Here is a 12,897-nt window from a genome sequence, read left to right as displayed (position 1 = left end):
TTGTCTACCTATTTTGCCACTCTGCTGAACCATACGCGTCAAGTTAAGGAAATATCGTGAAATATAGCAACATTTGAGATGGGCATTTTATTTGTTACATTTATTTTTTTAGGGAGTTCTTATCTAGAAGAAGATAATTTTTTCAGAAGAATCTATAAATTAATAACTTTATTACTTAATATATAAAATAGTTTTTTCGTTTCCTTTCTTCCTTATACCACTTTTCCTTAACTTGACGCGTATGGCTTGAGATACATTCCCGAGCTGTTTTGCTAGCTCTAATAAACCTAGTTTTGGTTTTAATATTTTTGTTTGTATTGTATTCATTTCTAACACTCCTTTCTTTTATTATTTTATAACTTACTTTTTTAAAGTGTCAGATTAAATCTTGTTTAATACATCTTAGCAGCGTGTGGTAGTTTATGCTTGTTTTGTCTACTAAGTCTTTCAGAGTATATTTTCTCTTTAACCTCCAGCTCCTTACTTTTTGTGCTATTTTGTACCTTATCGAGATATTTGCCATAAATATTATACAGGTTAATATAGCACTTCTCGCAATAGTCCGAATAGGATAAGATATGTGCTTATGGCTATGGTAGAGCAGTAGCATATTATGATCTGTTCGGATTATTGTAAAAAGAGCTATACTACCAAATAAAGATATACAAGAGGGATGCTTCTTTCTATGTTTGAATTTTAGTTGAATATTTCTTCATAATTGTGTATAATTATTAATGCTTTTTAGTTTTTTTTCTCATGGCTCTTTCGAAATTTCTTGATGCACGCAATGATTATGCTTTTAAAAGAATATTTGGCACTGAAAAGAATAAAGATATCCTCATTCATTTCTTGAACGATATTTTAGGCTTTACTGGTTTAGCTGCTATTCACGATGTTGAATTCTTAGCTACCATTTTGGACCCTGAAATTGCCGCTAAAAAGCAGAGTATTGTTGATGTTCTTTGTAAAGACTCTCAAGGTTCCAGATATATTATAGAAATGCAGTTCACTAAGACCAAAGGCTTCGAAAAACGTGCTCAATATTATGCTGCTAAAGCCTACTCAAGTCAAGCTGATCAAGGTGATAATTATCATAATCTCAAGGAAATTATCTTCATAGCTGTTGCTGATTGTATTATTTTTCCAGATAAGACTGAGTACAAATCTAATCATGTCATTTTAGATCAAAATAGCTTTGAACATGACTTAAAGGATTTTTACTTCGTATTCATAGAACTACCTAAATTTATAAAGACAAAAGAAGACCAACTAGAAAATATAGTAGAAAAATGGTGTTATTTTTTCCGATATGCAGCAGAAACAAGGGAAGAGGATCTAGATAAGATAGTTGGTAGTGACGTAATAATAAAACGAGCTTATGAAGAAATGAATAAGTTTAATTGGTCAGAAGAAGAGTTACTAGCATATGAACAAATGAAAAAACGTATAATGGATGAGGTAGCTGCTTTAGCTCAAAAATTTGATGAGGGTCTTAGGTTAGGTCAAGAAAAAGGTAGACAAGAAGAAAAAATCGAAGTTGCAAAAAACTCACTCAAGGCCGGTGTCTCTATTGATGTTATCGCTGAAATCACTGGCCTCTCTTTAGATGAGATCCGAAAATTAAAGGATTAATACGAAAATGTTCAAAAAAGCATATACATCAAGTTAAGGGAAAGTGGCATAAAGAAAAAAAGGGGATGGAAAAAACCACTTTAGATAGTAATTAATAAGGTTAGTGGTTTATACGATTACTCTAGATAAAAATGCTCTAAAAAATAAATGTAACAAATAAAACACCTACTTTAAATTTTGCTATACTAGACAATCTTTCCTTAACTTAACGCCATTGCTTGAACGGATACCTTTTGATTGAATAAGATAATACGATAGTAAATAAAAGGTTGTATTAGAGCTGAATTTTACATCAAAAAATATTTTTCATGATATAAAAAATTATTATTGACTTTTATGCAATTAGAGAACTTATATACAATTACACTTTCATAGAAGATATAAACCTAAATAAAATTTTTATCCTTATTTTAGTCAAATAATTTTTGACAATAAAAGCATAGTTGATATCGTAGTCTTATAAGTAAGTGGCTTGCAGTATTGTAGGCAATTAATTAATCGTGGTGTTGATTGTATGATAGTGATTTCGTTGTTGTATTGGTTGAAGTAAGTTTTTGTATGTTTATTTGTGAGGGTGTTTATGCAAGAAAATGAGCCAGTTTTGCCTACCATACGCGTCAAGTTAAGAGATTGTGAGCAAATTTAGAGAGGTTAAAGTGGATACTCTAGCCCTTCTACGTTTGTCTTTTAATGAAAATCGCGACCAAGTTATAGTGAGTTTTTTAAGAAATGCTTTTAAACTATTAATTTTGGTTAATACTAAAAATAACTCTCTAACCCGCCTTTTTAGCTCAATAAATGCCTTTGTTAAGCTAAGTTCTGTATTCTTTTTCACTTCTGTGCAACCAACTATGCCGTGAAATATAAGAATTGCGCACAATTTAGCATATAGTTCACATAATACTCTGCATGGCTTTCCTTTTAGCTTATCAAGCCTGATATGGCTTTTATACAATTTAAATAATAACTCAATTTGCCACCTTACTCTGTAAATCGTTAATACTTGCTCAGCACTAATTTTATTTTCTGGAACATTAGTTATAAATATTGACCAGTTCAACAATTTTTGATTTCTTTTAGAGGATCTGCGATCTTGCTAATCTATTAGCTTTCCTTCTTCTGCCCATAGACTGTTCTTCAGTTAGTTTCTGACATATAATTCTTACTCTAATTTTTGCTTCTTTTCCTAACAATACCTCGTTTTCTAAAAATAACTTATCCTCTCAACATTCTAATAACTCCATTTTTTGATTTGTTTCTACATCATATATGTTGGTATCGACGACTTATGAAATAAGCTCCTATTTCATTGATTTGTTTAAAAGAACTTGGCACAAAATAACCGAGATCAGATATTAGCAAATCATTGCTTAATATATTACTTAAATGTTTCCTATATCCCTGGTCTGATCTTACCCCCTCCGTTAAATTAAGTTGGTCTATTATCTGATTCATGTAGTCGAAAACTAATTGTAACTTTATTCCAGACTTAGTATTGCTTTCATAGCCACTGTAGCTAGTACCATAACCTTTATACATCTCTTCCATACTGTTAGGTAGAGTAATATAGCTACTGTCCAATAATTTAACACTATTAAATTGCTGTAAGATTTTGCAATCAACTTGCAAGATATTTTTAAAGAGAATCACAGATTCATTATACATCCTTTTCATAAATTCCACTGCTTCTTCAGTAAATCTAAAATCCAAACCTTGTTTTGTTATATCTATCGAGTCCTCGTTTAGTAATTGACACATTGTTTCTACGCTACAATTATCAACTCCTATATTACCCAAGACCATGGCTTTTACGAATGATGAACCTTTTAGCTTTCTCTTTCTTTTTATAAACCTTGTTGTAATTGAGATTTTCTCTGCTTTTTCATTAAAAAATTCTTTGAGCTTTTTTGATAAGCAAGTTATTTTATTCATTGGTTCTCTCACTAAAAGTATATCTGGGAGAACTTATACCTTATTATTCTATCTCTTTCATACCTTTATTTCCTTAACTTGACGCGTATGCTCTGCTGAACAGATACACTCAACTAATGGTCAATACATCTTCTATTAAAAATTGTACAAATTCATTGCCATTCCAGTAATTCATAGAGATTTTACCCAAAATAGCTTTAACATTACCCTGCATGATAGCAGAGCCAAGATGAGTATTTGCAGAACGAAATGCAATAGCTCTTACCATAACATTATCATCAGCAATAAAACATTTTATATGGTCAACTCCTATAACTTCAGGCTTTCTTATCTTTGCTCCTTGGATAATAAACCTTGGTTCAGGATTTCCAACTCCAAATGGTCCCAAGCGTTGCAATTGATTCCATAAAGACAAATTTATTGCTTTAGCAGTTACTATACTATCAGCTTTTAAAGTTTTCTCATTTATAGAGTTTGAAAATCTTTCAGTAAAAAAATCATGCAAATCATTTATTTTGTCTTCTTTAATTGAAAATCCTGCCGCCATACTATGTCCACCACCTTCAATAATCAAATTTATAAACTTTGCGGAAAGGACTGCAGCACCGATATCAACTCCCAAAATTGATCTACAGCTTGCTTTTCCTATTCCATTATTTAAAGATATCACTACTGTTGGCAAGTGAAACTGCTCCTTTAACCTTGATGCAATTATACCAATTATTCCCTGGTGCCAATTGCCACTTATCATTATAAAATTCGCACCTGATTGGGCAGACTTTTCCGCTTGTGCTGTAGCTTCCAAGAGAGCCTCATTTTCTAACACTTTTCTTGCATTATTCAAATCTATTAATTTTAGCGCGATTGAATGTGCCTCTTCATCATCATCGGTGGAAAGCAACCTTGCACCAAGCGATGCTTCTCCAATTCTTCCTCCAGCATTTATGCATGGCCCAATACTAAACCCTAATCGAGAAACACTTGGTTTTTCAAGGATTCCCAAAGCATCAAATAAAACACGCAAGCCAACGTTTTTTCTTGTTGACATAACTTTTAATCCTTGTGAGACAAGTGCTCTATTGAGGCCTGTGATCTGCATAACATCACAGACAGTTCCCAGGGCAACCAAATCCAACAGATCAAATAAATCTGGTTCTTTTTTGTTGGTAAAAAATCCTTGCTCACGTAGGCTTTTATTAAGAGCAACAATTAGCAGAAATGACACTCCAACTGCTGCTAGGTTATTATAAGGAGAGCTCTCATCAAGGCGGTTTGGATTCACAACTGCTACGGCGCTTGGTAATTTTTCCGTACCAAGGTGATGGTCAACAACTATAATATCAAGACCAAAAGCCTTTGCATCTTCTATTGGTTGATATGCAAGCGTACCACAATCAACGGAAATACATAAATCAATTCCATTCTTTTTAAGTTGTAATAAAGCATCTGTGTTTAATCCATAACCCTCATCAACACGATCTGGAATGTAGATTATAGAGTGTATATCGATTGCTCTCAGGTACCTGTTAATCAATGCTGACGACGTTGCACCATCAACATCATAGTCACCAAATATTGCAAGGTTTTCATCATTTTTTATTGCCCGTATTATACGAGAAACAGCTTTATCCATATCAAGAAGGTGAAAGGGATCTGGTAATAGCGATCTGATTAGTGGATATAAGAAGTCGCTTGCATTTTCTATGTTAACACCACGAGTAACCAATATTCTTGCTAATATTTCTGGTAACTCAAATCTCTGTGTAAGAGTTAAGATTTGCCTTTGATCTGCTTCTTGCAACTTCCACAATGCATTTGTTATGCTGCGCTTTTCAATTTCAAGTAGCATATTCTTTCTTTATAAATAAAACTACTTTACCAGAATTTTTAAGCTTGTTCTATAATTGTATTAGACTTCTGCATAACCTAAACTAAGTAGAAAAAAGGTATCATCTAAGTAGCTGACACTGGTCTCCATCCAAGAGGGCAGTAGCCCCTTCGGTGTCATTCCAGCGCGTGACCAGGTCTTTTTAGCTATCATAGGATGACAGAAGCAGACACTCCACTTTGTCGTTCCAGTGCCTCCTTTTTTTGTCATTCCAGTGCCTTGACTATTTGGATCCAGGAAAAAGAATGGTGTCATCCCAGTGCCCCTATGATGTCATCCAAGTAGCCTCCCTCTCCTGTCATCCCAGTGCTCCTTTTTTTGTCATCCGAGTAGCTGACACTGGGATGGCTTTGTTGCATCACACTTTATGAGATGGTGATTTATGGTAAATTCATGTAACTATCTCAAATTTAGCCATACCAATATCAGTGAATTTATTAAGCAAATAGCATTTGATTAGCAGTTCTTTTTCTCGATTTATCTCAGATTTATTCCTAAAACTAAATCCGAATATTTGCTTTAATCTTGAGAAAAACCCTTCAATATAAGATCTTTTCCCATAATTTACTTCTTTTTTCCATTCTTTCATGCCATCTTCACCGTATAATTTTATTAACCTAATAGCAGCATTCCTGTCAGACATATAATCTATTTCTGGATGTTCTGCCGCATTGTTTATTGGTGGAATTTTTGTCTTTATATCATATTCGTTACACAACTTATAAAACTTGTGCCTATCACATGCTCTATCTGCATATAGTGCTTTTATGGCATGCTGAAAATCAACTTCTTTTAGCAAATCACAAGCTCCATAGTGATCAGAGTAGACACCGTTACTGTATTTTACAGCTATGGCTTTTTTGTTGTTTATATTCAACATTACGTGCAATTTTCTCGTTTGCTCATAGCCACGATATTTTCTGTCAGTGCTATTTTCCTTGCTGTATGTTGTTGTATATACTAATTCCTGTACTGTCTATAGCAATTTCGATATCTTCCATATTATTTTCTGCAATCATTTATCTTAATATTAAGTTTCTTAAACCTTCTTGATGCTTGTGAATAGCTGATAACTGCCAAATCTCTTCCTATTTGTTACAAATACCCTTTTATAAACCCGACTGTTTGTCTTAAACCAATTCTAAAGAAACTGACGATTATATGCACCAAAATCACAACTTTATCACTATAAATATAGTTGCCGCCCTGCATTTTTGGACAATTCTCGTACCAATTTTCTATGGCGTCATTGATATAACAAAAAATGCTTCCTCTTTCTTGGAGAAATTTGTTATATTCATGGCAGTTACTGACTCTCATTTTTTGTGGCATATTTTTTCTTCAACAGTTAAATGGCTATTTATAATGAATTTTGTCAGTAACTGCCAGTTCTTTTCACTTGAGCGATGCAACAAAGCCCACTGGGATCCAGGAATTTTATTAAGTTGGTAAGCATAAAAGTGTTATGTAAAATACAACGTTCTTGATGGGATTGCGTGAAATGCTGGATCCCAGTGTCTGGGCACTGGGATGACAAAGGAGGACAGTGTCAGCTACTCGGATGACAAAAAAAGGAGCACTGGAATGACAGCAGTCCTACGTCATACCGCCGCGGTATCTCATCAGCTAACAAGCAGCGGGATGACGGTTGTCGTTTAGCTATAAACATTAAGAAATTTACTAAACAAAAAAAAAGGCAAAAGAAACCCTAGTCATTGTCTATTTTCAGTATTTGGCGTTTTTTAAGTCTTAAACGCTGCAATTTAGCTGCTTTTAAGTGCAACTAACTTTAGCTAAAATGTTTAAGAAATTTACTAAGCAGAAAAAAAGGCAAAAGAAACCCCGTGGTAATTAGTGTTCACTCTCTAATCCTGCAAATTGGCGTACTATACTGTCTTAAACGACTTATAAGCGCGTTTCAGCTTTTATAGGTAAAAACCTAAAAATGTTGTGAAGACATAAGGTGCACATAGTGCAAAAAATTAAAAATAAGACGCCAACTACGTTGTTTTCTTGCTGTTTAATCTGCACAGATGAAGATAACTGAATACCTTCAGTATCATGATAAGGGCGCTGGCGGAGTTTGTCAAGGAAGTTTTTTCGTTTCTATGGGTCAGTTGGTACGCGCTTTGCCTTTTAACAGATGTAAAAGCACAATTATTACGAACAACATTCCACCAACAACTGATATAGCGCCACCTATAATGAAGCACGTGCGTGCTAACATTGACGAAATGCTTGGCAGATCTGCAACCTTCCTTAAAGCACCATATCCACCAAGCCACACAAGGCCAGTAATATGGAGAAAATGCCCTACACTGTAGGCATAAATCTGTAATCTTACCATGGAGTTTTTTACCTCTTTAAAGTTTAATTTGGGTAACAGCCAATAAATGAAATTCATAAAAGCTATAGTGATCCCAACTACAGAACCGTGATAATGAGCAGGAATCGTGACATTACCTTCAATAGTCAACACTCCGAGCACATCTCCATAAGTGAACAACAAAAATGAATGTAATAAATAGTTGCTTTTATCATTAATAAAAGTTCTGATGTTGTAGCACACTAATATTATCAAAAAGCACGGCAAAACTGCTCCAGCAATCCTCATATGCCAAGTAAAAAACTGTATTAACTTGGCACTATCAACTGGATAAACAAAATATACAAACGGTGCGCCTACAGCTAAAATCGTGTTTATAAATAGTGGTAAAATAGTAATTTTATTGCTTGAAGCTAGACTAATATCATTGGAACTTAGCATTATTAAATAGACTAAAAACATTCCTTGAGTAAAAGCAAACTGCAATAAATGTCCGCCTCCCCAAAAGAGATATTCGTAAAATAAATTATTATCTGAGTGATATAGACCTGGAGGCATATTATTATATGCTAAAACAAAGCAAAGAAATGACGATACAAGTATAATAACTAGCCCAATTTGCCCAACAGAGAGAAATGAAACCTCTTTTTTTGATGTGTATGCTAGCATTGTATTTACTAATATACTGGCAATAAACAAACTGAGTCCAAACAAAAATAATTTGTTTTGTAACACGGGAATATAATTACTTTTGATAACTTCAGTGTTTGGAACGAATGCGGATATAAACATGAGCAGCATCGAAAGGGTTGATAGAACCCATGAAAAGTTAAACCAACTATTGGTATTTTGTAGGTTTATGATAAAGAGCAGAGATATTATAGAGCACATCCACACTAAAATTGACAAGTTCACGTGTATTACCAGCGCATTATCAAAAATATATTGTGCAGAAGGAACAAGAGAGGAGATAAAAGGCAATCGTAGAAAAATAACAATTATTGACAGTAACCCAGAGCAAGCAAGAGCACATACTGCCAAGAACATCCATTTTCTACAGAGCGGAGCGTTGTCTTGTATATTAAGCACAATCTTTTTTCTCAATTTTGTTCAATACAATATATAACACTGCAATAATACCTAAAACATAGCAATAGTATACGTGTGGCATGACTGCCAAAGGTGAAACTCTAGCAATAGTGCTAGCCAAAAGCAATTGAGCGCCATACGGTATTAATCCTTGAAATACACAAGAAAATATGCCTAGCCATGCTGCACTATAGTGAGGCGGTATTTCATATTTCTTAGCAATATCTCTAGCAATTTCACCGCTAAAAATTATAGCGATGGTATTATTTGCAAGTAAAATATCAAATATGCTGACTATTTTTGCAATAAATAACTGTGCAGTTTTTTGTCCACCACGTTGTATCATAACCCAAGATGAAAGTTTATCTGCAAACTCCTTAGAATTTTTACCTACTAGTCCTGAAAGCCCGCCAACCATCAATGACAGTAGCATAATTTCATGCATACTCATAAACCCTTTGGTGATGTTTTGGCTTAAAAACAATAAACCATGATTGTTGTTATTTATAAATCCAATAATTCCAGCAAAAGTTATGCTTAAAACCAATGCCGTAAATACATTGATTCCAAAGTTTGCAAGCAATATAAGTATGATGTAAGGAGCCACAAGCAATAAAGAATACTCCTTAACTGAAATAGCAGCACTATTGCTTGAGCTATAAAATAATATAATTATTGTGAATATAGAAGCAATTAGTGCCACTTTTGCATTCAGTTTTAATTTTTTCTTTATATCAGCCTTTTGAGACATCACAGATGCAATTGTAGTATCAGAGATAATAGATAAATTGTCGCCAAACATTGCTCCTCCTACAACGGTTGCCACTCCTAAGGAAGGAGAAATCCCAGCTTGTGTCAGTTCAACTGCAATAGGAGCAATTGTTGCAATGGTGCCCATTGATGTACCAATAGCAGTGGAGATGAAAGCTGCTACAAAAAATAATCCTATGAGTAAAAATTGTGTTGGTATAAATGAAAGAGCCAAATTAACTGTGGCATCAGCACTACCGATTGCTTTAGTTACTTCACTGAATGCACCTGCAAGTAAAAAAATGATGCACATAGTGATAATATTACGATCTCTTACCCCATCTAGAAAGGCATACATTTTTTCTTCAGTATTGCCCTTGTATAAAACCCAACCCAGAGCTATGGCAGGAACAATGGCTACTAGTGGAGATAACTGATAAAAAGCATTTGACACGCCAAGAACAGTAAAATATATGCCGCTTCCTACAAAAAGAAATAGGAACAGTAAAATAGGCAAAAAATTTGTAAAATAAAACATACCTCAGCTCTGATAAACGCAAATCAACTATGATATAATTTATATTATTATAAACCACAGTTGGCACCTTGACCAATGTTTTTCTAGAAAGCAATCTACCAGAAAAGGTTTCCATGAAAAGGACTATTATAATATATCATCTACTTGAATTAAACTGGGAGATAGAATAAGTAAAAAATATGAATGACATAACAACAAAGCAAGTCATATCCTTATGGGACACACAAGTTGGTGGGTTTTTGCCGGATAAAAAAGAAGTGGAGATTGTATAATACCTTCTTAATCTAATGCTTCAATGTTTCCGACATAGGAAAAGTATCATCTTTATTTTCTATAGAGGAAGGCACACTATTTTGATTATCATCACCATTAATTGGAGTAGTAGGGTGCATTAAAGCAACTTTCATAACTTCATCAATATTCTTAGCAAAAACTACGTTGATCCCTTCTTTGATGCTTGCCGGAATTTCTTGTATATCTTTCTCATTTTCACTTGGTATAATCACAGTTTTGATTGATCCTCTGAGCGCTGCAAGCAATTTTTCTCTCAAGCCCCCGATAGCTAAAACTCTACCACGCAATGTCACTTCGCCTGTCATAGCAACATTTTTGTTAACTGGTATATTTGTCATAAGAGAAACAATAGACGTACATACCGCGCCGCCAGCAGAAGGGCCATCTTTTGGTACAGCACCCTCAGGTACATGCAAATGTATATCATTATTTTGGAATTTTTCGGGCTTTATACCAAAAAACAAACAATTTGATCGAATATAACTATACGCAGCTTTTATAGATTCTTGCATAACCTCTCCAAGCTTTCCTGTGTATTTTATTTCTCCCTTGCCCGGAATTAGGACTGATTCTATCATCAAAATATCACCACCTGTTTCAGTATAGGCGAGCCCAGTTACTATTCCTACTAAACTCTCATTTTCCGCAATGCCAAAGGTATATTTACGTACCCCTAAATAATCTTGTAAATTGTCAACCCCTACGGATATTTTCTTATTTTTATCAGTCAATATTTCTTTAACTGCCTTTCTCATGAGCTTTGCAAGCTCCCTTTCCATACTCCGCACACCACTTTCACGTGTATATAAACGTATCAACTCGTATAACGCCTCATTAGTTATGTCCCATTCCTTCTGATACAAACCATGCTCCTTCTTTAACTTCGGAATAAGGTGGTGTGTAGCAATACTGATTTTTTCATCTTCAGTATACCCGGACAATTGTATAATTTCCATCCTATCACGCAAAGGATGTGGTAAATTTAAGCTGTTTGCCGTAGCTACAAACATTACACTTGAAAGATCAAACTCAACTTCCAAGTAATGATCCGTAAAGTGTTTATTGTGCTCAGTATCTAAAACCTCAAGTAATGCAGACGCAGGATCGCCACGCGAATCAGAACCCATCTTATCTATTTCATCAAGCAGAAAAAGCGGGTTGCATGAATTAGCTTTTTTCATGTGTTGAATGATTTTACCAGGCATTGAGCCAATATAAGTTTTCCTATGCCCTCGTATCTCGGACTCATCACGCACACCACCAAGAGCTATACGAACAAAATCTCTTCCTACTGCTCTTGCCATAGATTTAGCCAAAGAAGTTTTACCAACACCTGGCGGTCCAACTAAGCAAAGTATAGGACCTTTTATCTCTTTTACTCTTTTTAATACCGCTAAAAATTCTATTATTCTATCTTTTACTTTCTCTATGCCATAATGATTTTCATCTAAGATTTTCTTAGCTGCATTTAAGTTAATTTTTGCATCTTTGTACTTTCCCCATGGCAACTCAAGCAACCAATGCAAGTAACTAGATATAACTGTAGCTTCAGGAGAAATGGGATTCATTTTCTTGTATCTCTTCAAATCAGTTATAGCTTTCTCTCTTGCTTCCTGAGAAAGCTTTGTTTCATTTATCTTTTTTTCAAATTCATTGAGTATATTCCCTTCATCACCATTCTCAAATTCGCCTAATTCTTTCTGTATAGCTTTCAATTGCTCGTTAAGGTAGTAAACTTTCTGAGTGCTTTCAACTTGCGATTTAATTGTCTTATATAAACGGTTTTGTGCGTTCAAAATACTCATTTCTCTCTCAATAAAAGCAAAAGCTTTTTTTAAACGCTCTTCTGGGTCATAAGCCTCAAGTATGCTTTGTTTATCTGATACTTTTATATTTAAATGTGAAGCTACCGTGTCTACAAGTTGATCAACTTCTTTGATTTGATCAATGGAGTTAATGGCAACCTCGGGCTGATTTTTCTTGTTTAGCTTACACCAGCTATCGAACGCGTCTACAACAGATCGCCTTAAAGCTTCTAAGTCAATATTGTCTTCATCTTCTTTATAATGACTGTCTAACTCTACCCTGGCTTGTAATAAAGTATGAGAGCTAATATATTCTACAACTCTTCCCCTTCTTATCCCCCGGATTATAACTTTTACTGCATTGTCAGGTAATTTTATTAACGGTTGTACAATGCTTGCTAACACACCTACTTCATAAAGATCTTCAGGCTCTGGATTATCAACAGAGCCATCTTTCTGTGCTACAAGAAAAATCTCATTTTGGTGATTACTACTACTTATTGCATACTCTAGTGCATTAACAGATTTTTCTCTGCCTATGAATAAAGGCACCATTATATTTGGAAAAATTACTACATCTCTTAAAGGTAATACTGGCAATGCAGTAAAACTAGAGCTTACAGCACGTTCAATGTTCATAATA

9 protein-coding genes and 2 pseudogenes are annotated in these 12,897 nt (G+C 34.4%); 1 reads left to right on the top strand and 10 read right to left on the bottom strand.

Features of this window, described 5'->3' with window-relative positions; all coding sequences use genetic code 11:
- Nucleotides 1-171: 171 nt before the first annotated feature.
- A complete protein-coding gene (locus AAGD87_RS04800) occupies nt 172-327 on the bottom strand; it encodes a hypothetical protein (protein WP_338482159.1) in 156 nt (51 codons plus the stop codon).
- Between the two features lie 73 nt (nt 328-400).
- Nucleotides 401-523 (bottom strand): annotated as a pseudogene (locus tag AAGD87_RS04795) (XRE family transcriptional regulator); the annotation flags it as partial.
- A 233-nt stretch (nt 524-756) separates the two neighbouring features.
- On the opposite strand from AAGD87_RS04795, the gene AAGD87_RS04790 reads away from it, so the two are divergent.
- Entirely contained in the window at nt 757-1,632 is an 876-nt protein-coding gene (locus AAGD87_RS04790; RefSeq protein WP_077188055.1) for an Rpn family recombination-promoting nuclease/putative transposase, read from the top strand.
- Between the two features lie 622 nt (nt 1,633-2,254).
- Here AAGD87_RS04790 and AAGD87_RS04785 read toward each other — a convergent pair.
- From AAGD87_RS04785 to lon, 8 genes and pseudogenes are all read right to left on the bottom strand, one after another.
- A pseudogene (locus tag AAGD87_RS04785) lies at nt 2,255-3,564 on the bottom strand (IS4 family transposase).
- Nucleotides 3,565-3,673: 109 nt separating this feature from the next.
- Nucleotides 3,674-5,413: a single-stranded-DNA-specific exonuclease RecJ gene (gene recJ, locus AAGD87_RS04780; RefSeq protein ID WP_010962506.1), complete on the bottom strand. Its 1,740-nt coding sequence runs from the start codon at nt 5,411-5,413 to the stop codon at nt 3,674-3,676.
- A gap of 60 nt (nt 5,414-5,473) precedes the next feature.
- Nucleotides 5,474-5,707: a hypothetical protein gene (locus AAGD87_RS04775; protein ID WP_010962507.1), complete on the bottom strand. Its 234-nt coding sequence runs from the start codon at nt 5,705-5,707 to the stop codon at nt 5,474-5,476.
- Nucleotides 5,708-5,843: 136 nt separating this feature from the next.
- Nucleotides 5,844-6,332: a transposase gene (locus AAGD87_RS04770; RefSeq protein ID WP_151807721.1), complete on the bottom strand. Its 489-nt coding sequence runs from the start codon at nt 6,330-6,332 to the stop codon at nt 5,844-5,846.
- A gap of 215 nt (nt 6,333-6,547) precedes the next feature.
- Nucleotides 6,548-6,784 carry a transposase gene (locus AAGD87_RS04765; protein WP_264339149.1) on the bottom strand — a complete coding sequence of 79 codons (237 nt, stop codon included), beginning with the start codon at nt 6,782-6,784 and terminating at the stop codon, nt 6,548-6,550.
- Nucleotides 6,785-7,565: 781 nt separating this feature from the next.
- Nucleotides 7,566-8,825 (bottom strand): cbb3-type cytochrome c oxidase subunit I, encoded by a 1,260-nt coding sequence (locus AAGD87_RS04760; RefSeq protein WP_264339574.1) that lies wholly within the window; start codon nt 8,823-8,825, stop codon nt 7,566-7,568.
- Nucleotides 8,826-8,859: 34 nt separating this feature from the next.
- Nucleotides 8,860-10,155 carry a Na+/H+ antiporter NhaC family protein gene (locus tag AAGD87_RS04755; protein WP_341817442.1) on the bottom strand — a complete coding sequence of 432 codons (1,296 nt, stop codon included), beginning with the start codon at nt 10,153-10,155 and terminating at the stop codon, nt 8,860-8,862.
- A gap of 284 nt (nt 10,156-10,439) precedes the next feature.
- Entirely contained in the window at nt 10,440-12,893 is a 2,454-nt protein-coding gene (lon, locus tag AAGD87_RS04750; RefSeq protein WP_341817441.1) for an endopeptidase La, read from the bottom strand.
- Between the last annotated feature and the right edge of the window lie 4 nt (nt 12,894-12,897).

It is taken from the genome of Wolbachia endosymbiont (group A) of Pherbina coryleti (assembly GCF_964026875.1).
GTDB lineage: Bacteria > Pseudomonadota > Alphaproteobacteria > Rickettsiales > Anaplasmataceae > Wolbachia > Wolbachia pipientis.
Note: the sequence above shows the minus strand (reverse complement) of the source record. Positions and strands in the feature narration are given on the sequence as shown.